Origin of the sequence: Aeromicrobium sp. Leaf289 (assembly GCF_001423335.1) — a bacterium.
Lineage (GTDB): Bacteria > Actinomycetota > Actinomycetes > Propionibacteriales > Nocardioidaceae > Aeromicrobium.
The window spans coordinates 960373-982455 of the sequence record NZ_LMNK01000002.1; the positions used below are offsets into that span (position 1 = coordinate 960373).

A 22083-nucleotide genomic window follows, 5' to 3' on the forward strand; every position below is an offset into this window, starting at 1 on the left:
GCGTCAGAGACCGCGCGACAGGCCGCCGTCGACCGGGAGCATGACGCCGGTCAGGTAGCCCGACGCGGGGGAGAGCAGGAAGGCCGCGGCGCGACCGAACTCCTCGGGTCGGCCGTAGCGGCGCAGCGGGATGGCGGCGGCGGCGCGCTCGCGGGAGCCCGCCGCGTCGCCGGACAGCGCGTCCAGCTCCTGCACGCGCTCGGTGTCCACGCGTCCGGGCAGCAACGCGTTCACACGCACGTCGCGAGGGCCCAGCTCGTCGGACAGGTCCTTCGCCGCCATGGCCAGCCCTGGGCGGAGGCCGTTGGAGATGCCCAGCCCGGTGACGGGCATCTTGGCCGACGTCGACAGGACGAGCGCGATGGAGCCGCCCCGTCCCGGCTCGATCGCCTCGGCGACGGCGGTGGCGATGCGCAGGCCGCCGAGGAAGACGCTCTCGAAGGCGCCGCGCCACTCCGCGTCGGTGCGTCCCAGCACGGTGCCCGGAGGCGGGCCGCCCACGCTCACCAGGGCTCCGTGCACAGCGCCGAAGTGCTCCTGCGCGACGGCGACCAGTGAGGTGGCGGTGTCCTCGTGGGCGTTGTCGGCGGCGATGCCGACCGCTCCGCCGGGACCGGCCGAGCCCAGCTCCCGCACGGCGGCGTCGACCGACTCCTGCGAGCGGGAGGAGAGCACGACGTTCGCGCCCTCGGCCACGAGCACCTCCGCCGTCGCGCGACCCAGTCCGCGGGTCCCACCGGTGACGACGTACGTCCTGCCTGCCAGTCCGAGGTCCATGTCGTCAGCCTACGGCGGGCTCCGGTGACCGGCGTCGGGCGCGCCACCTAGCCTGTCCGGATGAGCTTCCAGAGGTACGTGGCCCTCGGCGACTCCTTCACCGAGGGCGTCGGCGACCCCGACCCGACCCGCCCCAACGGCGTGCGCGGGTGGGCCGACCGGGTGGCCGAGGTGCTCGGCCGCGGTGCGGTCGGCGGGGGAGGTGACGGCTTCGGCTACGTGAACCTCGCGATCCGCGGTCGCAAGCTGGCCGCGGTGCTCGACGAGCAGCTGGAGCCCGCCGTGGCGGCCCGGCCCGACCTCGTCTCGCTGTACGCGGGCGGCAACGACATCATGCGCCCCAAGGTCGACATCGACGCGCTCGTGTCCCGGTACGACGACGCTGTCGGGACGTTGGCGGGCACGGGGGCGACGGTCGTGCTGTTCACCGCGTTCGACCCTGCGGGCTTCCCCATCTTCTCCGCCGGGCGCGGGCGCTTCGCGATCTACAACGAGCTGGTGCGCGAGGTGGCCGACCGGCACGGCACGCGACTCGTCGACTTCTGGCGCATGCGTGAGTACCGCGACCCGAGGATGTGGGCCGTCGACCGGCTGCACATGTCGTCGGCCGGCCACCAGCGGATGGCCATCGCTGTGCTCGACGAGCTGGGCGTGCCGCACGACCTCGAGTCGCTGCCCCTCGTGGACCCGCCGGCACGGACGCCCCGGGAAGCCCGGGCCGACCACCTCGACTGGGCACGCACGCACGCCGCCCCGTGGGTGAAGCGCCGCCTCACGGGCACCTCGTCGGGCGACACCCTGTCGGCGCGCTACCCCGACCCCTCGCGCCTCGGAGCACCGTCGTCCGAGTGACGGCGGATCGGCCGATGACGCTCCGAGACGCGGGGACTCAGGAGTGGGCGGCGCGCTGCTCGTAGGCGTCGCGGATCTCCTCGTCGGCGTCGGCCAGGACGCCGTCGGTGCCGAGGGCCCGACCGAGCGTGTCCTTCGCTCGTCGTGGGAGCAGGTTGGCCCCGTAGTAGATCGCCTTGGCGTGCCGCGGCACCCAGGTCTCGAAGCGCGGCTTCCGCGCCACCGCCACCACGGCGTCGGCCACCTCCTCGGGGCGGCACGGACGCATGCCGCGCGTCGCCTGGATGCCTGAGCCCAGCTCGGTGGCGACCACGGTGGGCAGGATCGCCGAGACGTCGACGCCCTGGGGTGCGAGCTCGGTGCGCATCGCCTCGGTGAAGCCGACGACGGCGTACTTGCTCGCGCTGTAGGTGGCGCCGTGCGGCAGGGCGATGCGGCCGACGCCGGACGCCACGTTGACCACGTGACCGCGACCTCGCGCGATCATCCCCGGCACGACGAGCTTGGTGCCGGTGATGACGCCGCGCAGGTTCACGTCGAGGATCCGGTCGGTGGCGTCGTCGGTCTCGTCCACGAGCGGGGAGATCGGCATGATGCCCGCGTTGTTGACGAGCACGTCCACCGGCCCGACCTCGGCCTCGGCGAACGCGACGAACGCGGCGAAGGACGCGCGGTCGCTCACGTCGAGGCGGTGGCCGACGGCGCCGCGACCGACGGAGCGCGCCGCCTTGTCGACCAGGTCGTCGTCGAGGTCGCCCAGGACCACGCGGGCCCCCGCCGCGGCGAACCGCTCGGCGGTGGCCAGACCGATGCCGCGCGCGGCGCCGGTGACGAGGACGGTGCTGCCGGTCAGCTGGTGCGTGCGTGCCATGTCGCTCCTTGGGGGAGGGGTGAGAGGTGGACGGGCTGTCCGTCCTTCGGGAACGGGAGGGAGAGGTAGCTCAGCGGAGCCCGGTAGTCGGGGTCGACGCTCCAGCGGTGGTGCCGCAGCAGGTGCACGAGGATCGAGCTCACCTCGGCGCCGGCGAAGAACAGGCCGAGGCACTTGTGCACCCCGCCGCCGAACGGGTCCCACGCGTGCCGGTGGGCCTTGTCCTCGCGGCGGTGCTCGGCGAAGCGCTCGGGGTCGAAGCGCTCCGGGTCCGGCCACAGCTCGGGCAGGTGGTGCGACAGGTGCATCATCACGACGACGAGCCGGTCGGCCGGGATGCGTCGGCCGAGCACCTCGGTCTCCTTCACGGTGCGCCGGGCGACCACGGGGACGGGCGGGACCAGCCGCAGCGCCTCCTTCATCACCAGCGGGATGTCGACGAGCGTGTCGAGGTCGTCGAGGGTCGGGTGCTCCGGGAGGGCCATCGCCTCGGCCCGGCAGCGCTCCTGCCACTCGGGGTGCTGGCCGAGCAGCTGGACCATGGTCGAGCTGGTGATGGTGGACGTGTCGTGCGCGGCCATGAGCAGGAAGATCATGTGGTTGACGACGTCGTCGTCGCTGAACGTGCTGCCGTCCTCGTCGCGCAGGCGGCACAGCACCGAGAACAGGTCGGTGCCGTCACCGTCGCGGCGGCCGGGCAGGTGGCGGGCGAAGAAGTCCTCGAGGAGTCGCCGTCCGCGCAGCGCCCGGCCCCAGCGGGTGAACGGCACGTCCAGACGCACGAGGGCGGTCGCGGCCTGGACGCAGTCGATGAAGGCGGCGTTGACGCGGTCGAGCTCGCCGGGGTCGGTGGGCTCCACGCCGCCCATGAAGACCTCGGTCGCGACGTCGAGGGTGAGCGACTTGAGCGCCGGGTACACCTGGACGTCGGGTCCGTGCTCCCAGGCGGCGATCGTCCGGCGGACCGGCTCCTGCAGGGCGGCGGTGTAGCCGGCGAGGTGGTCGCGCGTGAAGGCGGCCTGCATGATCCGGCGGTGGCGGTGGTGCTCCTCGAAGTCGAGCAGCATGAGCCCGCGGTCGAAGAACGGCCCCACCAGCCGCCCCCATCCTGGTCCGCTGGCGAAGGCCTTGTCGGCGTTGCGGAACGCTGCCTCGCAGGCGTCGGGGCCGAGCAGCACGGTCCACCGGTCGCCGATGAAGTCCATCTCGCTGACGGGGCCGTAGCGGTCGTGCTGGTCGCGCATCATCGCGAGCGGGTCGCGCACGTAGCGCAGCGTCTGCCCGACCCACGGGAGCCCGCGTCGGTACGGGGCGTCCACCGGTTGTGTCATGGGACCTCCAGGAGTGACCTGCATCACGGGTCATCCTGATTCAGGAAGGGCGTCCTGTCAATATCCACGTATGATGTCGACATGGCGGTGAAGGCAGGGGTCTACGGCGGACGGACGCACGAGGAGCGACGGCGGGAGCGGCGTGAACGGCTGCTCGAGGCTGCCCTCGAGGTGTGGGGCACCGAGGCGGCCGGACCGGTGACGATGACCCGGGTGTGCACGACCGCCGGACTCTCCGAGCGCTACTTCTACGAGCAGTTCACGAACCTCGAGGCGGCGCTCACGGCGGTGCTCGAGGCGGTCGCCGCCGAGATCGCGTCCGCGTCGGTCTCGGCGCTCGAGCAGGCCGAGGGCGACGCCGAGCAGCGGGTGCGCGCCGGTCTCGCGGCCTTCGTGCGCATCCTGACCGACGACCCCCGCAAGGGACGTGTGGCGATGATCGAGTCGGTCGCGCTGCCGGCGCTGCGGGCACGCCGCGCCGAGCTGCTGCGCGACTTCGTGGCGCTCACCGCCCAGGAGTCGCGGTCGCTGCACGGGCCGAGCGCCTGGGACGAGCCCGAGGGTCGGCTGGCCGCCACGATGTTCATCGGCGGGATCGCCCAGCTGGTGACCGACTGGCTCGAGGGTGCCGTCGAGGCGGAGCCCGACGACATCGTCGACGCGGCGGTCCACCTCTTCGAGGCCACCGCGCACCGCTGAGGGTGCGCTCGTGCCTCCGGACGGGAGGACGCGGCGCGGGAGATCCGTCGCGCCAGGCCGGTACCGCGCCAATCCGACGGTCGTCCTCGAGGCGAACCTCTTCGGCGGAGTCGGGCGACCTCGACATCGTGTGACAGTCAGGCAATAACGGCGTCGATAACATGGCAGAAGCCGAATAATGACAACAAGGTCGAGAAGTACCTACGTTCGTCTCGAAACGGTGTGGCCATCTACTGAATCCTTGACGGCGGCCACCTGAACGCCGAAACTGCGGGCACCGCTTGCTTGAGCGGAACCAATCTCGGGGGGTCGAGGCATGCGTACAAGCTTGTTGGGCGCACAAAAAATCGGAGTCAGCGCAGTCGTGGGCGCGGTGGCAGTTGTGGGACTGACTTGGCAGAGCGCAACCGCCTCTGCTGACGACGAGGTCGTCGTCTCGGTCGGGGTCGCTGATGCGCAAGGCGACCCGGCAGCACATGTCCCCGTCACCCTCTACGCGTGGCCATCGGCAAAGGACCTTGCCGATGTGAGGGTGGGACAGCAAGTTGATCGCGTGGAGATCGCGCGACGCGCGACCTCACGGACGGGGCAGGTCGACATTCTTGCGAGCGACATCGCCGACATCACGAACCTCATGCATGGCGAGAAGTACCTCGACATTGACGTCGTCGGCGACCTCGGGTCAGAAGGCATCGTGACTCGGACGGTGACGCTCGCGGACTCCCGTGTGGCTGACGGTGTGCCTGAATCTGCGGCCGTGGTCGACAGCAGGACGGGCGACGTTTTGCGCGGCTCCGAAGTCGCTCTAAATGCGCCATCGACGACGGCTACAGCCGGCAAGCGGTCGTACTCGGCGACTGGCCAGACCGTGGGTGAGTCCGACGAAGAGTCGAAGTCTCAAGCGGAAGCGCTGACGGACGTGCCTTCGCCGACGAGCACCAAGGCCAGTCAGGACGAGGTCTGCCCGTCCACCGGCACCACCTTGATCGAGAATCTCGGAAACCGTTGGGTCAACGTCGGCAACGCCCTCATCAGGGTGAGCGGGAAAGAATCAGAGTTCGTCTACAGCACTCTGGCGTCGACGTCGCTCGGGACCGCTATCGAGGTCGACGGCATCTTCACCGCTTCTGATGCAGTAACTCGCGAACACACCCTGAAGGTCGAGTTCCCGAAGATTACTACTCCGCAGTACCTGAATTTCGACACTCAGTTCTCGTACGGCAAGTACTGCACGTTCTACCCCACGAGGGGCGTCAGCGAAGTGACGGTGCGCCCCATCAAGCACGAGGGCGGTACGCGAACCCGAACGGGTCGCAGCACGCTCGCAACACCCAACTGCACTCCCTACGCCGCGGGCTCGTCAGGCACGAAGAACTCTACCGAGGCGATCAGGTGGAACAACGGCGTCAAGATCGAGGCAGCCATCGGCATCGACCTCTCCTCGCAGACGGGGTTCACGACCGCGGCTGAGCAGAAATGGAGTTTCACGACGGCTGGAAACTTGTGCGGCAGCGCCGACTTCCCCGGTGGTGACGCCCGAGTCATCGCCATGCAAGGGCTCACGTGAGAGGTTCACCTGTACGGGTTTCGTCCCAGTCTCGACGGGTCGCGGCGGTCCTAGCCGTTGCCTTGTTGGTCGCGGCCACGGCGAGCTGTTCGAGCAATGGAGTCCGGACCGGCGAGGCGCTCGATGTCGGATCGGCGTGGACTCTTTGCCAGGCGAATGGCAGCGAGCCGAAGACGTTCGGGCAGGCACTACTCAAGAACACTACTCAGTCAGACGTCACGCTCGAGTCCGCAGAACTGATCGATGCCCAGGGACTGGAGATCGTTGGCGCAGCGATCGTGCCTAGCGACAAGAAAGCGAATGGGCTGGTCTGGTCTCAGTGGCCACCCGCCTATCCCGGGGCCGAAGAGACTTTAAAGGAGGAAGGTCAGTCTGTTCCCGGCGCGGTTATCAAGCCGGCCCAGACATGGTTTCTCTGGGTCGGCGTCCGCGCGCGGACCGGTGCAGGCTCGTCTGGGGCCGTGCGCGTCAACTATCTGCACGACGGGCAAGAACTTCAGCAAGAGGTTCGCTATAGCCTTCAGATCGTCGCCGGAAAGACTTGCCCCGAGGCGTGACCTCCTCTGTTCGATCCAATGTCGTGAGTGGGCCTCCTGCTGCGCTTGCGCAAATGTATGACTGCGCTGCCAAGAATTCAGCCAGGCATAGGCGCGGCTGATCGGCTTTCCATCGGCTAGCGCGCCCCGCTGCGACGAATTACGGACTCATCGGAGGCTGCCTCCACGTAGGCGCGGCCCTTTGAGGCAAAGCGCTCCGCATAGTTCAGAGCCTCGCGGGTCGCCCTGATGTCGACATCCCACTGGTGCCGGGTCACGGCCCGCTGCTCTGGTGCTTGCTCGTCGTACGGGATGTCGGCGGTGTCACCCATGGCGTTAGTCCTATCGAGGTGGTAAGCGCCGCCCGAGCCGCAAGACACTTCGAAGATACGCGTCCTCAAGTTAGATCGCTGCGTCACACGTCACCACACACGGACGCTGACGTCGAGGGCCTGGGCAAGCATCGGGAGATGACTCGCGCCGAGGTCCTGTTGGCCGCGTTCAAGTCTCGACAGCGTGGAGTGGTGGACCCCAACGGCCTCGGCGACAGACGCCAGGCTCAGTCCAAGTTCAGTGCGACACGCAGCAACGCGGAGGCCCAGTTCCGTGAGCGTGGCTCGACGGCCTTCGGACCTGCCCGCGGGCTCAGTAGCGGGCATCCACTCACTCCTTGATCGGGCAGGTTTGAGAAATCAAACCCTCCCGCGACTTCCGCGGGCCATCTTCGATCTGAGTCTGGGATTCGAGGGGAAACAATTACCCCGGAAAGCAGTCCCGATCACCGGGACCGCTCTGGTGGTCAGGAGCGGGGTCGAACCGCTGACCTTCCGCTTTTCAGGCGGACGCTCTACCAACTGAGCTACCTGACCGTCGCCCGCGAACGGGCGACCGCCACCTTATCGCACAGGATCCGCGGACCTGAAACCGGTTTGGGTGGGTGCGGCAAAGGGGGGCCGGACGTCAGACGACGCGCACCGCGTCGTCGAACTCGATGCGCGGGAGGCGCTCCTGCCAGGCGTCCGGGCCGGGGTGGCCGAGGTTCACCACGAGCTGCGACCGCCAGCTCGTGCCGCCCAGGAAGTCACGGTCGACGCCGCTGCGGTCGAAGCCCGCCATGGGTCCGGCGGCCAGACCGGTCGCGCGCACCCCCATGAGGAAGTAGGCGATCTGCAGGGCCGCGTTGAACTCGGCCTGCTGGAAGCGCATGGCCTCGTCGGCGTCGTACATGTCGCGGGCGCCGGGGAAGGGCGGGAAGAACTCCGGCAGGTGGTCATGGAAGTCCGTGTCGGCCGCCAGGATCGCGACGAGCGGGGCCGTGGAGGTCTTGGCCTTGTTGCTGCCGCTCATGTGCTCGACGAGACGGGCGCGGGCGTCGGGGCTCTGCACGAGGACGATCCGCAGGGGCTGGTTGTTCATGGCCGTGGGGCCGAACTTGGTCAGCGCGTGGACGGCGCGGATCTCCTCGACCGTCACGGGCTCGTCGGTGAAGGTGTTCGCCGTGCGTGCCTCGCGGAACAGCGTGTCGAGGGCCGTGTCGTCGAGGACGTACTCACTCGTGGTCGTGGAAGTCATGGAACGTTCAACCACCTCTACGCCGCTGAGCATTCCGACTGTGACGCACCGGACACCGGCGCCGGAGCACGAAGAAGGCCCGCGCCTGATGGCGCGGGCCCTCTTTTCGTTCCTCTGCGACCCCGACCGGACTCGAACCGGCGACCTCCGCCGTGACAGGGCGGCGCGCTAACCAACTGCGCCACGGGGCCTTGCAGTGCGGCGTAACCGCGACGGTCACTCTATCCCATGGGGTCGGGCGACCACAAAACGGGGGCTCGCCTACCACTGCACGTCGGCGCCCAGCGGTGCGTCCGCATGCCGGGACCCCGCCCGCGAACGGTCGCGGCGCGGTTCGATCGACCCATGAAGCCTCGCCGTCACCGCCGCGCACTGCCCCTCGCCCAGCTGGTCGAGCGCGCGACCTGTGTGGCCGACGAGGTCCGCGCCGAGCTGCACTCCGTGCACGCCGACCCCGACGAGCGCTGGCACGTGCGCCTGCACCACGACGACCACGTCGACGTCTGGCTCATCTCCTGGACCCGGGAGCAGGGCACCCAGCTGCACGGGCACGGCGGGTCGAGCGGCGCCTTCACCGTCGTGTCCGGCGAGCTCGAGGAGACCGTGTGGGACCCCGCCGTCCGCGAGGCCGACGGCGCCACTCGCACGCGAGGGGACGTCGTCGCCTTCGGTCCCGGGTACGTGCACGACGTGCGCAACGTCCTCCCCGGCACGGCGGTCAGCGTCCACGTCTACTCCCCGCCCCTGGAGCGGATGGACTTCTTCGACGTCGAGCCCGACGGAGACGGATCGGCTCGACTCGTCCGGCTCGCCCACGTCTGGACCGACGACCCGGAGATCGAGGCGCCCGCACGGGACGCTCGGCAGGCTGCCTCGTGAGCGCGCTCGCGGCCGAGCCGCCCCGCAGGGCGGCACGCTTCGCCTCGGTCGACGCGCTGCTGGCCGACGCCCGCAGCCGGCTGGTCCGGGTCAGTCCTCACCAGGCGGCGCACCGCACGAGGGCCGGCGCCCGGCTCGTCGACATCCGCCCGCAGTGGCAGCGTGAGTCCGACGGCATCGTGCCCGGCGCCCTCCACGTGGAGCGCAACCACCTCGAGTGGCGTCTGCACCCGGAGTCCGGCGCCAGCCTGGCCGAGGCCACGTGGGACGCCGAGTGGATCGTGCTCTGCACCGAGGGCTACACGTCCTCGCTCGCCGCCGCAGCGTTGCGATCCCTGGGTCTGGACGCCACCGACGTGGTCGGTGGGATCCACGCGTGGCGAGCCGCCGGGCTGCCCGTCGACACGTTTCCGATTGCCGATGTCGGTGCGGCCGTGAAGACTGTCGTCCCATGATCGAGTACCGGTCCGTCGGCAAGACCTTCCCCGACGGGACCCAGGCCGTCGCCTCCTTCGACCTCACCATCCCGTCGCGCACGACGACCGTGTTCGTCGGCTCGTCGGGGTGTGGCAAGACCACGCTGCTGCGCATGGTCAACCGCATGGTCGACCCGAGTGCCGGGCAGGTGCTCATCGACGACGTCGACGTCGCGACCTCCGAGCCCGTGCAGCTGCGCCGCAGCATCGGCTACGTCATGCAGCACGCCGGCCTCCTGCCGCACCGCAAGGTCGTCGACAACGTGGCCACCGTGCTCCGGCTCAACGGCACCGACAAGAAGGCGGCGCGCGAGCGGTCGCTCGAGGTGCTGCGCACGGTCGGGCTCGACGAGTCCCAGGCGCGCAAGTACCCCGGGCAGCTGTCCGGGGGGCAGCAGCAGCGCGTCGGGGTGGCGCGCGGGCTCGCGGCCGACCCCAACATCCTGCTCATGGACGAGCCGTTCGGCGCCGTCGACCCCATCGTCCGGCTCGAGCTGCAGGGCGAGCTGCGCCGACTGCAGCGCGACCTGGACAAGACCATCGTCTTCGTCACCCACGACATCGACGAGGCCTTTGCCCTGGGCGACCAGGTCGTGATCCTCAAGAAGGGCGGCGAGATCGCGCAGGTCGGCGCACCGGCCGACATCCTCGCCGCGCCGGCCGACGACTTCGTCGCCAGCTTCGTCGGCCTCGACAAGGGGGGCCGGTCCCTGCGCGTGGAGGATCGTGACGGCCGCCGTGTCGTCGTCGACGCCACGGGGCGCCCCGCCGGCGTGCTGGAGGACTGAGCCGTGGAGTGGGCGTGGCAGAACCGCGACATGGTGCTCGAGCTCTTCTGGGCCCACACCTGGCTCAGCCTGGTGCCGATCGTCATCGGCTTCGTCCTGGCCGTGCCCATCGGCTGGTACGCCAGCCGGCACCCGAGGCTGCGCGGCACGCTGCTCGGGGCGGGCAGCGTGCTCTACACGATCCCGTCGCTGGCCCTGTTCGTCACGCTGCCGGGCATCATCGGCACCGGCTTCCTCGACCCGCTCAACGTGGTCGTCGCGCTCAGCCTCTACGCCGTGGCCATCATGGTCCGCACGGCCGCCGACGCCTTCGAGTCGGTGTCCCCGGCGGTGCTCGACTCCGCCACCGCCACCGGGTACTCGTCGCGACAGCGGGGCTTCGGGGTGGAGCTGCCGCTCGCCGGTCCGGTGCTGCTGGCCGGGCTGCGGGTCGTGAGCGTCTCCACGATCAGCCTGGTGAGCGTCGGCGCGCTCATCGGTGTCTCCAACCTCGGGTCGCTGTTCACCAACGGCTACCGGCGTGACTTCCTGACCGAGATCATGGTCGGCCTGGTCGGCATCGTGGTGCTGGCCCTGGTCATCGACGCCCTCCTGGTGCTGGCCGGACGCACGCTCATGCCGTGGGCGCAGACGAGCGGAGCGAAGCGATGAGCGTGGTCTCCGACGCCGCAGCCTGGCTCACCGACGGCGCGAACTGGTCCGGCGAGCGCGGCATCCCGAACCGGGTGGTCGAGCACCTCGGGTACACGAGCCTCACGATCGCGGTGGCCGCGGCGATCGCGGTCCCGCTGGGTCTCTACATCGGCCACACGGGCCGCTTCCGCGGGCTCGCGATCAGCGTCACCGGCGCCCTGCGCGCTCTGCCGACGCTCGGCGTGCTGACCGTCTTCACCCTGCTGCTCGGCATCGGCCTCGGCGCACCGATCCTGGCTCTCGTGGTCCTCGCCGTGCCGCCGTTGCTGGCCGGCGCCTACTCCGGCGTCGAGTCCGTCGATCCCCAGACGGTCGACGCCGCACGCGCCCAAGGCATGACGGAGTGGCAGATCCTCACCAAGGTCGAGGTCCCTCTGGGCCTGCCACTCGTCGTCGGCGGCTTCCGGGCCGCCACGCTGCAGGTGGTGGCCACGGCGACGGTCGCCGCCTACGTCTCGCTCGGCGGGCTCGGCCGCTTCATCTTCGACGGCCAGGCCGTCCGCGACTACCCCCAGATGGTGGGCGGGTCCGTGGTGGTCGTCGTCCTGGCGCTCCTGCTCGACGGCCTGTTCGCCGTCGCGCAGGGTGCTGCCGCCCGCAGCGCCCGCCCGACGCGGGGCGCCGGCTCCTCGCACGACGACACCATCGAGACGGCCACCACCCAGACCTCCACCACCCAGACCTCCACCACCTGAGCACGACCACCCCCAAGGAGAGACATGTCCGTGCACAAGATCGGGATCGGCGCCGCCCTCGCGGCCGCCGCCCTCACCCTCACCGCCTGCGGCGGTGACCCCACGGAGGCCGGCGCGTCCGACTCCGACACGATCGTCGTCGGCTCGGCCGACTTCACCGAGGCCGAGATCGTCGCCGAGATCTACGCCCAGGCCCTCGAGGCCAAGGACGTCAAGGTCGAGAAGAAGCTGCGCATCGGTGCGCGCGAGGCCTACATCCCCGCGCTCGAGGGCGGCGAGATCGACCTCATCCCCGAGTACACCGGCAACCTGCTGCTCTACTTCGACAAGAACGCCACGGCCACCGAGCCCGGTGCGGTCGAGGACGCGCTCGACGACGCGCTGCCGGACGAGCTCGAGACGCTCGAGCCCGCCCCGGCCGAGGACAAGGACTCCTACAACGTCACCCGGGAGCTCTCCGAGTCCGAGGGCATCACCTCGATCGGCGACCTCGCCAAGCTCGGCACGGTCAAGGTCGGCGCGAACCCCGAGTTCGAGACCCGGCCCTACGGCGTCCCCGGCCTGAAGAAGGTCTACGGCGCCAAGGACGTGGAGTTCACGCCCATCAGCGACGCCGGTGGACCGGCCACGATCAAGGCGCTCAAGGACGGTGACGTCGACGTCGCGAACATCTACTCGACGACGCCCTCGATCAAGGCCAACGACCTCGTGACCCTCGAGGACCCGGAGAACCTGATCGCGGCGCAGAACATCATCCCGCTGATCAACGACGCGAAGTCCAGCGACGTGGTCGAGGACGCTCTCGACGCGGTCTCGGCCGAGCTGACGACCGAGGACCTCATCGAGCTCAACGGCCGGGTCGACGGCGACGAGAAGGCCTCGGCCGCCACCGTCGCCAAGGAGTGGCTGGAGGAGAAGGGCCTCATCTGATCGATCGGACCCGCGTCACGGCCCCGGCACCCGCGTGGGTGCCGGGCCGTGGTGCGTCCGGCCCCGGTTCGGTGCGCCCCGGACGCGCCTGGTGATGTGGCACCCTGTGAGCCGTGCCACACGCTCATGTCAACGGGATCTCGTTCCACTACACCGACTCCGGCGAGCCGTCGCCCAGTGCGCCGACGCTGGTGATGGGCCACGGCCTGCTGTTCAGCGGGTGGATGTTCCACCCGCAGGTGGCGACGCTGAAGGATCGGTACCGCTGCATCACGGTGGACTGGCGCGGGCAGGGGGACACGCCGGCCGCAGCGGACCGCGCTGCCGACATGGACTCGCTCACGGGGGACCTGGTGGCCCTGCTGGACCACCTGGGTCTCGACGCGGTGCACTACGCCGGTCTGTCGATGGGCGGGTTCGTGGGCATGAGGCTCGCGGCCCGACACGCGGAACGGGTGCTCTCGCTCGTGCTGCTCGACACCAGCGCCGGCCCCGAGGACCCCGAGAAGGTCGCGCAGTACCGCACGCTGGCGCGGGTCTACCGCTGGCTCGGCATGGGGCCGGTGCGCTCGAAGGTCGAGCCGATCATGTTCGGCCCGGACCTGCTCGGCTCGTCGCGGCGCGACGAGGTCGTCGGCCCGTGGATGGCGAAGCTGGCCACGGTCGACCGCCGAGGCATGCGCGCGGCGATCCTCGGGGTGACCGATCGCGACCCGATCGCTCCGGAGCTGGACCGGATCGAGGCACCGACCCTGGTGATCGTGGGGGAGGACGACGTGGCCACGCCGGTGGCCAAGGCCGAGGCGATCGTGGCCGGCATCGCCGGTGCTCGCCTCGAGGTCGTGCCGAAGGCGGGGCACTCGAGCACCATCGAGCAGCCCGAGGCCGTGACCCGTCTGGTGGAGGACTTCCTCGCCCGCTCCTGAACGACTCCTCGTGTGGCTGCGGTGCCTCCGGGGCCGAGGTAGGTGGTGCGCGGACACGGCGCCGCCATCCGCGGCTCTCCCACCTCTGGGTGGTCCGGCAGTGCGGGCCACCCACTGCCGGGGGAAGGGGAAGGGCGGCCTCAGCCGACCACGGTCCAGGGCTGCCGCGGGAGTGATGCGGGGTCGAAGGACGCGAGCAGGTCGGACGGGGTGTCACCGCTCAAGCCGAGTGACGCCGTGATCATGGCCCAGGCCTGGTCGCGGCCGAGCTCGCGGAGCGTGACCGCCCCGTCGCGCTTGGCCAGGCGGACGCCCTGGGTGTTCACGGCGAGCGGCACGTGCGCGTACGTCGGCTGGGCGTGGCCGAGCAGCGTGGCGAGGTAGGCCTGTCGCGGCGCCGACGTCAGCAGGTCGTCACCGCGCACCACCTGGTCCACGTCCTGCGCCGCGTCGTCGACCACGACGGCCAGGTTGTAGGCCGGCACGCCGTCGTTGCGACGCAGGACGAAGTCGTCCACGGCTCCCTCGACGTCGCCGTGGAGCTCGTCGTGCACGGTCCACGTGGGCGTCGCGGACCGCAGCCTCAGGGCCGCCGGCCGCTCGGCGGCGCGCGCGGTGCGTTCGTCGGCGGTCAGGTCGCGGCAGGTCCCCGGGTAGGCACCGGGCGGCAGGTGGGGTGCGCTCGCCGCCTCCTGCACCTCACGACGGGTGCAGAAGCACGGATAGGTCAGGCCCGCCGACTCGAGGGTGGCGATGGCGGCGTCGACGACGTCGCGACGTTCGCTCTGGCGCACGGCGGGTCCGTCCCAGTCGATGCCGAGGGCGCGCAGGTCGGCCAGCTGCTGCTCCTCGGAGCCGGCGCGGACGCGGTCGAGGTCCTCGACGCGCATCAGGAAGCTGCGTCCCGTCGAGCGGGCGAACAGCCAGGCGAGGAGCGCGGTGCGGAGGTTACCGACGTGCAGGTCGCCGGACGGCGAGGGAGCGAAGCGTCCGGCGGGCATCGTCCGAGTATGTCGGACGGGTCTCGAGGTGGCGCACGATCATGGTCACGAGCTGGTGGGCCCCGAGCAGGAAGACGGCGCCGATGGCGAGAGTGAGGACGAGACTGACGAAGGTGAGGAGGACGGCGACCATGGGGTCATCGTAGGTCGAGAACTACACGCTTCCAACTCGAGTTTTCGCAGGTCAGGGCATATTCCTGGAAAAGGGCCCAGAAGTGACCAAGATCACATCGAGACGGCTCGGGCGAGGGGAGATCTGGTACCCCCTACGGGATTCGAACCCGCGCTACCGCCTTGAAAGGGCGGCGTCCTGGGCCGCTAGACGAAGGGGGCGCGGCCGCCCCAGCATACGGGGCCGCGGAGGCCGACGGGACGCGCCCGTCACCCCGCGTGCTCCGCCCCGACGGCCGTGGAGCGCTCGGGCAGGATGGACCCGTGGTGGAGATGAGCGAGGACCGGTTCGCCGAGCTGGTCGAGGCCGCGTTCGCGCAGGTGCCCCCCGAGCTGACGGCGATGCTCGACAACGTGGTGCTGTTCGTCGAGGACGACGCCCCGCCCGAGGACCCCGACCTGCTGGGGCTCTACGACGGCGTGGCGCTCACCGAGCGCGACACCGCCTACGGGGGAGTCCTGCCCGACCGCATCACGATCTACCGCAACCCCACCCTCGCGATCTGCGACACCGAGGACGACGTGGTGCACGAGGTCGGCATCACCGTGGTGCACGAGATCGCGCACCACTTCGGCATCGACGACGCACGGCTGCACGAGCTCGGCTATGCCTAGTCGGGTCCGCCGCGCGGGCGAGCGCTACGTCACCGAGGGCGAGGGCGTGCGCACGCTCCACTCGTTCTCCTACGGCGCGCACTACGACCCCGACAACGTGGCGTTCGGTCCTCTCGTGGCGATCAACGAGGAGCTCGTCGCGCCGGGTCGCGGGTACGACGCCCACCGCCACGCCGACGTCGAGATCGTCACCTGGGTGCTCGAGGGGGCGCTCGCGCACCGCGACACCACCGGCCACGCGGGCACGATCGCGCCGGGCGTGGCGCAGCGGTTGAGTGCCGGTGAGGGGGCCGAGCACGCCGAGCTGAACGCCTCCCCGACCGAGCCGCTGCGGTTCGTGCAGATGATGCTGCGCTCCCGTCACGACGCCGCGCCGCAGTACGCCTCCGCGAAGGTGCCGGAGAAGCCCGGGCTCCATCCGACCGTGCCCGTCCATGCCGACGCCGAGCTCCTGGTGGCGCGTCCTCGGGGCGACAGGCCGCTGGAGGTCACCGGTGCCGCGAAGGTCCTCGTCCACGTCACGCGCGGCGAGGTGGTGGCCGACGGCGTCCGCCTCGGGCCGGGCGACGAGCTCCGCGCGACCGACGTCGAACGCGTCCTCGTCGCCGGTGACGGCGAGGCACTGGTCTGGCGACTGCCCGACGCGCGCTGAGGAGCCGGACGAGGCGTCCCCCCTGGGTCGTTGACGTCTGCAACCATCCCGGGTGGAGGTCCGCCCTCCCGCCGCTCTAGTCTGGGCGGGTGAAGGGTTGGAGCGAGCACCAGCGGGCGGCCGACAGGCTGCTCGGCTCCTACGCGGCGATCCCGGCCGGCGCTCCGGTCCGCCTCGCCAAGCGCACGTCCAACCTGTTCCGCCCACGTGCCGACCCAGGGGTCCCCGGCCTCGACGTCGACGGCCTCGACGGGGTCGTCGCCCTCGACGTCGGCGAGCGCACCGCCGACGTCCAGGGCATGTGCACCTACGAGGACCTGGTCGACGCCACCCTCCCGCACGGTCTGATCCCCTACGTGGTCCCGCAGCTGCGCACCATCACGCTCGGCGGCGCCGTCACGGGGCTCGGCATCGAGTCGACGTCGTTCCGCAACGGCCTCCCGCACGAGTCGGTCCTGGAGATGGACGTGCTCACCGGCGCTGGGGAGATCGTCACCTGCAAGCCCGGCGACGGGCTGTTCGACGCCTTCCCCAACTCCTACGGCAGCCTCGGCTACGCCACGCGACTGCGCATCCGTCTCGAGGCCGTGCCGCCCTACGTCGCGCTGCGCCACGTCCGCCTCGACGACGCCGCCGACGCCGCGACGATGCTGGGCGAGGTCGCCGAGTCCGGCACCTGGCACGGCGAACCGGTCCACGGGCTCGACGCCACCGCCTTCGCGCCCGACGAGGTGTACGTGACGCTGGCCCGGTTCACCGACGAGCCCGGTCCGACGTCGGACTACACCGGCCAGGACGTGTTCTACCGCTCGCTCCAGCGCCGCGAGACCGACCGCCTCACGATGCACGACTACCTGTGGCGCTGGGACACCGACTGGTTCTGGTGCTCGGCCGCCTTCGGTGCCCAGAACCCGTGGGTGCGTCGCGTCTGGCCCCGACGCTGGCGACGCTCCGACGTCTACCACCGGATCATCGCGCTCGACGCGAAGGTCGGCGTCAGCCGGCTGCTCGACCGCGTGAAGAAGGTCCCCGGCCGCGAGAAGGTCATCCAGGACGTGGAGGTCCCGGTGGCCGCGGTCCCGGAGTTCCTCTCCTGGTTCGACGCCGAGGTCGGCATGCGGCCGGTGTGGCTGTGCCCGCTGCGCACCACCCGTTCCTGGCCCGGCTACCCGCTGCGTCCGGGCGAGACCTACGTGAACCTGGGCTTCTGGGGCACCGTCGTCGTGCCGGTCGGCTCTCCCGACGGCCTGGTGAACCGGCGCATCGAGGAGCACGTGCACACCCTCGGCGGCCACAAGTCGCTGTACTCCGAGGCCTTCTACGACGAGGCCACCTTCGCCGACCTGTACGGCACCGCGGCGCTCGACGCCGTGCGCGCCGAGCACGACCCCGAGGGGCGACTCAGCTCCTTGTACGAGAAAGCCGTGAGGAACTCATGAGCATCATCACGCGGGACACCGACACCCTCACCATCGCCGGCGCCGTCGAGCGCCTCATGCGCGATGGCATGCCCTTCCGCTTCGAGGCCTACGACGGCAGCAGCGCCGGGCCCGAGGACGCCGACATCACCGTCCGCCTGCGCACCGAGCGCGGACTGGCCTACCTGATGACCGCCCCCGGGGACCTCGGCTTCGGCCGCGCCTTCGTGGCCGGCGACCTCGAGATCGAGGGCGTGTCGCTGGCCAACCCCTACGACCTGATGACCCTGGTGCAGAGCCGCCTGCGGCTCAAGGTGCCCGGCCCGGCCGAGCTGCTGCAGATCGTCCGCAGCCTCGGTCTGTCGAACCTCAAGCCGCCGCCGCCTCCCCCGGAGGAGCACCTGCCGCGCTGGCGCCGTGTGGTGGAGGGGATGCGGCACAGCAAGGCGCGCGACGCCGAGGCGATCCACCACCACTACGACGTGTCCAACCGGTTCTACGAGCTGGTGCTCGGCCCGTCGATGACCTACACCTGCGCCGTCTTCCCCACCGAGGACGCCACGCTGGAGCAGGCTCAGTACGAGAAGTACGACCTGGTGTGCCGCAAGCTCGGGCTCGGTCCGGGCGACCGGCTCCTCGACGTCGGCTGCGGCTGGGGCGGCATGGTGCGCCACGCCGCCGAGCACTACGGCGTGCAGGCCCTCGGCGTCACACTCAGCGAGCAGCAGGCGCAGTGGGCGCAGCAGGCGATCAAGGACCAGGGTCTGGACCACCTGGCCGAGGTGCGGTTCAGCGACTACCGCGACGTGGGCGAGAGCGACTTCGACGCCGTCTCGTCCATCGGCCTGATGGAGCACATCGGCGTGCGCAACTACCCCGACTACTTCGCCTTCCTCCAGGGGAAGCTGCGGGTCGGGGGTCGCATGCTCAACCACTGCATCACCCGGCGCGACGGGTCGCTGTCGCCGAAGGCGGGCGCGTTCATCGACCGCTACGTCTTCCCCGACGGCGAGCTGGCCCCGGTCGGCACGATCGTGTCGGCCATGCACGACCACGGGCTCGAGGTGCGCCACGTCGAGGACATCCGCGAGCACTACGCCCTCACCTTGCAGGGCTGGTCGCAGAACCTCGAGGAGCACTGGGACGAGGCTCTCGGCGAGGTCAGCCTCGGCATCGCCAAGGTGTGGGGGCTCTACATGGCCGGCTCGCGCCTCGCCTTCGAGCGCAACGAGATCGGCCTGCACCAGGTGCTGGGCGTGAAGGTCGGGCCCGACGGCGACGCCCACATGCCGCTGCGGCCCACCTGGGGCAGCTGACCCCCGGACCGGGCGACGGCCCTACGAGCCCGCAGGGCCGAAGAAGCCGTCGACGACCCGCGCGGCGGCGTGACCGTCGTCGAGCGGTGCGAAGCGCTCCATGAACGCCGCGCGCTGGGGGGCGTACGTCTCGCGCAGGGCGTCGAGGTCGGCGAGCGCGTCGGCGACCTCCTCGCTGGTGCGCACGAGCGGGCCCGGCGCGACGTCCTCGAAGTCGAGGTAGAAGCCGCGCAGCGACCCGCGGTAGTGGTCGAGGTCGTAGGTGAAGAAGACCATCGGCCGGTCGAGGGCGGCGTAGTCGAACATGATCGAGGAGTAGTCGGTCATGAGCACGTCGGCCACGAGCAACAGGTCCTGGGCGTCGGGGAACAGCGTGACGTCGCGGACGAAGTCCATCTGCTCGGCCCGCACCTCGGGCCGGCCCTTGACGATGGAGTGGAAGCGCAGCAGCACCATGTACTCGTCGCCGAGCCTGCGCTGCAGCAGGTCGAGGTCGAGCCGCAGGTCGGCCAGGAAGCTGTTGCCGCGCTTCACGTCGTCGCGGAAGGTCGGCGCGTAGAGCACGACCTTGCGGTCCTCGGGGATGCGCAGACGCTGCCGCACGAGCCGGGCCCGGGCTGCGGCGTCGGCCGAGTGGAAGAGGTCGTTGCGGGGGTACCCGGACTCGAGCACCTCGCCGGTGTAGCGGAACGCCGAGCGGAAGCACTCGGTGGCGTAGGGGCTGGGCGAGACGAGTGCGTCCCAGTAGCCGGTCATCCGGGTGACCTTCTCGAGGTACTCGGGGTCGCGCTCGCCGATGCCGTCGATGTCGTGCTGCATGCGCTTCAGCGGCGTCCCGTGCCACGTCTGCAGGTAGCGGGTGCGTGAGGACGGCCGCAGGTAGTGCGGGAAGTTCTGGTTGTTGACCCAGTAGCGGGCCCGGCCCAGACGCCAGAAGTACCGGGGCCAGAGCCGACGCACCTTCTCGACGTCGTCACCCGGGATACGGGTGGAGGTGTCGTTGACCCAGGTCAGGTGCAACGGCGTGCCACGGCGCAGGAGCTCCTCGTGGATGGCACGTGGGCTGTCGCCGTACTGCTTGCCCAGGCCGCTCTCGAGCACCACGACGTCCTGCCGAGGGAGCAGCCGTGCGATGCGGAACAGCATCCGCATGGCCGGTCCGTAGGCCTTGCTGCGCCGGAACGTCTCGAACAGGCGCATCGACCAGACGCTCGCGCGCACGCGGCGGACGGCCACCAGGGGCGACGACCGCCGCATCGCGAGGTCGTGGATGCGGCGCGAGGACTCCAGGTCGCGGTGGTCCAGGAAGCGACGCGCCCGCGCCCGTGACTTCTCGTCGGCGACGAAGCCCCCGGCAGCCGACTCGGTCACGAGGCGCACGGCGGTCTCGACGTCGAAGGCGATGCGGCCGGGCAGCTGGGCATCGAGGTCGAGGTGGGAGCCGCCGCCAGCCAGGTAGAGACGTCGGTCGAACTGCAGGTAGAACACCGGACGCTCGAGCATGCTGAAGTCGAACCCGACGCTCGAGTAGTCGGTGAGGAGCGCCGCGCTGGACTTCATGAGGTCCTGGACGTTCGTCGCGCCCGACGGCAGCACCGTGACCCAGGGTCGGTCGAACAGGGCCGAGTGGGCGCGCATGTTGGGGTGCAGGATGAACCGGACCTCGACGCCGTCGTCGGCCATGGCGCGCACGCGGGGGTGGTCGAGCACGGCCGACCAGGCCTGCGCGTACTCGCTGTCCGGCACGTCGTTGGGGTTCAGCAGCCAGTCGCGCCAGGTCGGGATGACCAGGAGTGCGCGGTCGGGCTCGACGCTGCCGTCGAGCAGCCGGTCGAACCGCGCCAGACCGGTCACGTGCACCTGAGCGGCCTCGTAGCCGAAGTCGTTGCGCAGGATCTCGGCCTCGAAGGTCGAGCTGACGATGACGTCGTCGGTGCGGAAGCCGGGAGCGCGGCGCCCGTACAGGTGCGCCATGTTCTTGGTGCCCATCACGCCGTGCTGCAGGAAGACGCGACGACCGCGCACCCAGCGCCGGTACCCGGGGGAGCGGGAGGCGAGGAGGTAGTCGGCGTGGTGGGTGGAGAGGATCCGCGACGCGACCAGGTTGAGACGCAGGTGCTGACGCGAGCCGCGCATGACCACCTGGCCGAGGTCCTGCAGCTCCGCGAGGTTGGACAGGCCGGGGTCGGCCACGTAGTACACGCGGCGCCTCGGCCGGTTGAGCCGCACCCAGCGGAAGAAGTGGTAGCCGTTGTCCTGGGCCTTGAACGGCTGCTCGCCGACGAGCCAGACGCGCAGGAACGGCCGCAGCAGGCTGAGCAGCGGCGCGACGACGGCGAGGCGCCGGCGGTACCGCAGGAGCTCGCGCGTCGTCGTCTCGATGTTGAACGCGACGCGGTGCGCCTTCGACGTGCGGTAGGGGATGAACGTCGTGGCGTGCTCGGGTCCGCGGGCGAACATCTCGCGCAGGCCGCGACGGCCCACCAGCGACGGCATGACGATGCCGCGACGCAGCGGTGTCGCGCCGTCGGCGAACTCCATCTCGTAGACGAGGTCGAGCACGGTTCCGTCGAGGTGTCCGTCGGGTGCGATCTGCTGGAACGGCACCTCGAAGTCGACGCCGTAGTGCCGGTTGCCGGCCCTACGCCGCGTGGACTCCTCGTCGTACGTGGCGGTGATCGGCAGCTCGTGCTCCTCGCCGGTGTCACGCACCACGGCCAGCAGGCGGATTCGGCCGAGCAGGTTGTTTCCCGTGGTAAACCGCGCGGACACGTGCAGGTTGCCGCGACGTGTGGTCATGCGGTCGGTGGCGGTGCGCACGTCCTGCCGCCGCGGTGGGCCCACGTGGACCGCGGCGTTCCCGGCTCGCGACATCGTGAAGGTCAGGCCGCGGTGGGGCACGACCTCGGTCCCGTCGCCGGGGACGACCACGTGCTGGCCGAAGGCCGCGTCGCGGTCGGTGTGGGCGAACCCGCCGAGCCGGACCTCGTCCGCGGACTCGCCGACGAGGAGCCAGAGGTCGAGGAAGCGCTCGAAGTCACCGCTCCAGGCCCAGAGGTCGTCGAGGTCCAACGTCGCGGTGCCGTCGGTCACGGGGACGCGTCGTTCACGCAGGGTGTCGCGCTGGCGCACCACGAGGGTGTGGGCGGGCCGTGCGAGCGAGATCTCGAGAGTCAGCAGGGCGCCGTCGCGGCGGACGACGAGACGCGAGTCGGGTCCGAGCGGCGGGGCGTCGGTGGTCTCACGAGGTGGCACGACTGACCTCCCTGGGCGCTCGGGACGGGGGCGGGACGGTCGGAGCGTCTCCGCACGGAGGGG

General features: G+C 70.5%; 23 protein-coding genes and 3 tRNA genes. 15 read left to right on the top strand and 11 right to left on the bottom strand.

Annotation, left to right across the window (positions count from 1 at the left end):
• Positions 1-3 precede the first annotated feature (3 nt).
• Positions 4-777, bottom strand: a complete 774-nt coding sequence (locus tag ASF37_RS08610; RefSeq protein WP_056556110.1) for an SDR family oxidoreductase — start codon at positions 775-777, stop codon at positions 4-6.
• A 60-nt stretch (positions 778-837) separates the two neighbouring features.
• On the opposite strand from ASF37_RS08610, the gene ASF37_RS08615 reads away from it, so the two are divergent.
• Positions 838-1629 carry an SGNH/GDSL hydrolase family protein gene (locus ASF37_RS08615; RefSeq protein WP_056579896.1) on the top strand — a complete coding sequence of 264 codons (792 nt, stop codon included), beginning with the start codon at positions 838-840 and terminating at the stop codon, positions 1627-1629.
• Between the two features lie 37 nt (positions 1630-1666).
• On the opposite strand, the gene ASF37_RS08620 is transcribed toward ASF37_RS08615, so the two are convergent.
• The gene (locus ASF37_RS08620; protein ID WP_056579897.1) at positions 1667-2500 is read right to left on the bottom strand and encodes an SDR family oxidoreductase; all 834 of its coding nucleotides are present in this window, start codon (positions 2498-2500) and stop codon (positions 1667-1669) included.
• Entirely contained in the window at positions 2479-3831 is a 1353-nt protein-coding gene (locus ASF37_RS08625) for a cytochrome P450 (protein ID WP_200931198.1), read from the bottom strand. The genes ASF37_RS08620 and ASF37_RS08625 overlap by 22 nt, the downstream gene beginning before the upstream one ends.
• An 81-nt stretch (positions 3832-3912) precedes the next feature.
• Here ASF37_RS08625 and ASF37_RS08630 point away from each other — a divergent pair, with 81 nt between their 5' ends.
• From ASF37_RS08630 to ASF37_RS17140, 3 genes are all read left to right on the top strand, one after another.
• Entirely contained in the window at positions 3913-4530 is a 618-nt protein-coding gene (locus tag ASF37_RS08630) for a TetR/AcrR family transcriptional regulator (RefSeq protein ID WP_055963777.1), read from the top strand.
• Positions 4531-4846: 316 nt separating this feature from the next.
• Complete coding sequence (locus tag ASF37_RS08635; protein WP_156364866.1) at positions 4847-6097, top strand: hypothetical protein; 1251 nt, start codon at positions 4847-4849, stop codon at positions 6095-6097.
• Positions 6098-6159: 62 nt separating this feature from the next.
• On the top strand, positions 6160-6654 hold the full coding sequence (locus tag ASF37_RS17140) for a hypothetical protein (protein ID WP_156364865.1): 495 nt from the start codon (positions 6160-6162) through the stop codon (positions 6652-6654).
• Positions 6655-6770: 116 nt separating this feature from the next.
• Here ASF37_RS17140 and ASF37_RS08640 read toward each other — a convergent pair whose 3' ends face one another.
• From ASF37_RS08640 to ASF37_RS08655, 5 genes are all read right to left on the bottom strand, one after another.
• Positions 6771-6965, bottom strand: coding sequence for a hypothetical protein (locus tag ASF37_RS08640; RefSeq protein ID WP_156367961.1), 195 nt, complete (start codon positions 6963-6965; stop codon positions 6771-6773).
• Positions 6966-7055: 90 nt separating this feature from the next.
• Positions 7056-7292: a helix-turn-helix transcriptional regulator gene (locus ASF37_RS17735; protein WP_082482031.1), complete on the bottom strand. Its 237-nt coding sequence runs from the start codon at positions 7290-7292 to the stop codon at positions 7056-7058.
• Between the two features lie 134 nt (positions 7293-7426).
• Positions 7427-7502 (bottom strand) — tRNA-Phe (locus ASF37_RS08645).
• A gap of 91 nt (positions 7503-7593) precedes the next feature.
• Positions 7594-8205 (bottom strand): malonic semialdehyde reductase, encoded by a 612-nt coding sequence (locus tag ASF37_RS08650; RefSeq protein WP_055963789.1) that lies wholly within the window; start codon positions 8203-8205, stop codon positions 7594-7596.
• Between the two features lie 117 nt (positions 8206-8322).
• Positions 8323-8396: transfer RNA gene (locus ASF37_RS08655), tRNA-Asp, on the bottom strand.
• Between the two features lie 154 nt (positions 8397-8550).
• Between ASF37_RS08655 and ASF37_RS08660 the strand changes: the two genes are divergently transcribed.
• The 7 genes from ASF37_RS08660 to ASF37_RS08690 all read left to right on the top strand — a co-directional run bounded on the left by ASF37_RS08660 (position 8551) and on the right by ASF37_RS08690 (position 13592).
• Positions 8551-9084: a cysteine dioxygenase family protein gene (locus ASF37_RS08660; protein ID WP_056579901.1), complete on the top strand. Its 534-nt coding sequence runs from the start codon at positions 8551-8553 to the stop codon at positions 9082-9084.
• A complete protein-coding gene (locus ASF37_RS17345; RefSeq protein WP_055963795.1) occupies positions 9081-9539 on the top strand; it encodes a rhodanese-like domain-containing protein in 459 nt (152 codons plus the stop codon). The genes ASF37_RS08660 and ASF37_RS17345 overlap by 4 nt, the downstream gene beginning before the upstream one ends.
• A complete protein-coding gene (locus ASF37_RS08670; protein WP_055963798.1) occupies positions 9536-10348 on the top strand; it encodes an ABC transporter ATP-binding protein in 813 nt (270 codons plus the stop codon). The genes ASF37_RS17345 and ASF37_RS08670 overlap by 4 nt, the downstream gene beginning before the upstream one ends.
• Before the next feature lie 30 nt (positions 10349-10378).
• Positions 10379-10999, top strand: a complete 621-nt coding sequence (locus tag ASF37_RS08675; RefSeq protein WP_055966194.1) for an ABC transporter permease — start codon at positions 10379-10381, stop codon at positions 10997-10999.
• A complete protein-coding gene (locus ASF37_RS08680; protein ID WP_082480269.1) occupies positions 10996-11736 on the top strand; it encodes an ABC transporter permease in 741 nt (246 codons plus the stop codon). The genes ASF37_RS08675 and ASF37_RS08680 overlap by 4 nt, the downstream gene beginning before the upstream one ends.
• 24 nt (positions 11737-11760) lie before the next feature.
• Complete coding sequence (locus tag ASF37_RS08685; protein WP_055963801.1) at positions 11761-12666, top strand: ABC transporter substrate-binding protein; 906 nt, start codon at positions 11761-11763, stop codon at positions 12664-12666.
• 113 nt (positions 12667-12779) lie between these two features.
• The gene (locus ASF37_RS08690; protein ID WP_056579903.1) at positions 12780-13592 is read left to right on the top strand and encodes an alpha/beta fold hydrolase; all 813 of its coding nucleotides are present in this window, start codon (positions 12780-12782) and stop codon (positions 13590-13592) included.
• A 140-nt stretch (positions 13593-13732) separates the two neighbouring features.
• On the opposite strand, the gene gluQRS is transcribed toward ASF37_RS08690, so the two are convergent.
• Both gluQRS and ASF37_RS08705 read right to left on the bottom strand, forming a co-directional pair.
• On the bottom strand, positions 13733-14593 hold the full coding sequence (gene gluQRS, locus ASF37_RS08695) for a tRNA glutamyl-Q(34) synthetase GluQRS (RefSeq protein WP_055963807.1): 861 nt from the start codon (positions 14591-14593) through the stop codon (positions 13733-13735).
• Between the two features lie 257 nt (positions 14594-14850).
• Positions 14851-14926: transfer RNA gene (locus ASF37_RS08705), tRNA-Glu, on the bottom strand.
• A gap of 111 nt (positions 14927-15037) precedes the next feature.
• On the opposite strand from ASF37_RS08705, the gene ASF37_RS08710 reads away from it, so the two are divergent.
• The 4 genes from ASF37_RS08710 (at position 15038) to ASF37_RS08725 (ending at position 18765) form a co-directional block, all read left to right on the top strand.
• A complete protein-coding gene (locus ASF37_RS08710; protein ID WP_082480410.1) occupies positions 15038-15379 on the top strand; it encodes a metallopeptidase family protein in 342 nt (113 codons plus the stop codon).
• Positions 15372-16031, top strand: coding sequence for a pirin family protein (locus ASF37_RS08715; protein ID WP_055963816.1), 660 nt, complete (start codon positions 15372-15374; stop codon positions 16029-16031). The genes ASF37_RS08710 and ASF37_RS08715 overlap by 8 nt, the downstream gene beginning before the upstream one ends.
• An 89-nt stretch (positions 16032-16120) precedes the next feature.
• Complete coding sequence (locus tag ASF37_RS08720) at positions 16121-17470, top strand: FAD-binding oxidoreductase (RefSeq protein ID WP_056579905.1); 1350 nt, start codon at positions 16121-16123, stop codon at positions 17468-17470.
• A complete protein-coding gene (locus tag ASF37_RS08725; RefSeq protein ID WP_055963823.1) occupies positions 17467-18765 on the top strand; it encodes a class I SAM-dependent methyltransferase in 1299 nt (432 codons plus the stop codon). Before ASF37_RS08720 ends, ASF37_RS08725 begins: the two co-directional genes overlap by 4 nt.
• A gap of 21 nt (positions 18766-18786) precedes the next feature.
• Here the strand turns inward: ASF37_RS08725 and ASF37_RS08730 are convergent, their stop codons facing one another.
• A complete protein-coding gene (locus tag ASF37_RS08730) occupies positions 18787-22020 on the bottom strand; it encodes a CDP-glycerol glycerophosphotransferase family protein (protein WP_056579906.1) in 3234 nt (1077 codons plus the stop codon).
• Positions 22021-22083 lie beyond the last annotated feature (63 nt).

Excerpts from the sequence above, each read along its gene's own strand:
- ASF37_RS08610 (WP_056556110.1), bottom strand. The coding sequence starts at position 777 with ATGGACCTCGGACTGGCAGGCAGGACGTACGTCGTCACCGGTGGGACC.
- ASF37_RS08615 (WP_056579896.1), top strand. The coding sequence starts at position 838 with ATGAGCTTCCAGAGGTACGTGGCCCTCGGCGACTCCTTCACCGAGGGC.
- ASF37_RS08620 (WP_056579897.1), bottom strand. The coding sequence starts at position 2,500 with ATGGCACGCACGCACCAGCTGACCGGCAGCACCGTCCTCGTCACCGGC.
- ASF37_RS08625 (WP_200931198.1), bottom strand. The coding sequence starts at position 3,831 with ATGACACAACCGGTGGACGCCCCGTACCGACGCGGGCTCCCGTGGGTC.
- ASF37_RS08630 (WP_055963777.1), top strand. The coding sequence starts at position 3,913 with ATGGCGGTGAAGGCAGGGGTCTACGGCGGACGGACGCACGAGGAGCGA.
- ASF37_RS08635 (WP_156364866.1), top strand. The coding sequence starts at position 4,847 with ATGCGTACAAGCTTGTTGGGCGCACAAAAAATCGGAGTCAGCGCAGTC.
- ASF37_RS08640 (WP_156367961.1), bottom strand. The coding sequence starts at position 6,965 with ATGGGTGACACCGCCGACATCCCGTACGACGAGCAAGCACCAGAGCAG.
- ASF37_RS17735 (WP_082482031.1), bottom strand. The coding sequence starts at position 7,292 with ATGCCCGCTACTGAGCCCGCGGGCAGGTCCGAAGGCCGTCGAGCCACG.
- ASF37_RS08650 (WP_055963789.1), bottom strand. The coding sequence starts at position 8,205 with ATGACTTCCACGACCACGAGTGAGTACGTCCTCGACGACACGGCCCTC.
- ASF37_RS08660 (WP_056579901.1), top strand. The coding sequence starts at position 8,551 with ATGAAGCCTCGCCGTCACCGCCGCGCACTGCCCCTCGCCCAGCTGGTC.
- ASF37_RS08670 (WP_055963798.1), top strand. The coding sequence starts at position 9,536 with ATGATCGAGTACCGGTCCGTCGGCAAGACCTTCCCCGACGGGACCCAG.
- ASF37_RS08675 (WP_055966194.1), top strand. The coding sequence starts at position 10,379 with ATGGTGCTCGAGCTCTTCTGGGCCCACACCTGGCTCAGCCTGGTGCCG.
- ASF37_RS08680 (WP_082480269.1), top strand. The coding sequence starts at position 10,996 with ATGAGCGTGGTCTCCGACGCCGCAGCCTGGCTCACCGACGGCGCGAAC.
- ASF37_RS08685 (WP_055963801.1), top strand. The coding sequence starts at position 11,761 with ATGTCCGTGCACAAGATCGGGATCGGCGCCGCCCTCGCGGCCGCCGCC.
- gluQRS (WP_055963807.1), bottom strand. The coding sequence starts at position 14,593 with ATGCCCGCCGGACGCTTCGCTCCCTCGCCGTCCGGCGACCTGCACGTC.
- ASF37_RS08710 (WP_082480410.1), top strand. The coding sequence starts at position 15,038 with ATGAGCGAGGACCGGTTCGCCGAGCTGGTCGAGGCCGCGTTCGCGCAG.
- ASF37_RS08715 (WP_055963816.1), top strand. The coding sequence starts at position 15,372 with ATGCCTAGTCGGGTCCGCCGCGCGGGCGAGCGCTACGTCACCGAGGGC.
- ASF37_RS08725 (WP_055963823.1), top strand. The coding sequence starts at position 17,467 with ATGAGCATCATCACGCGGGACACCGACACCCTCACCATCGCCGGCGCC.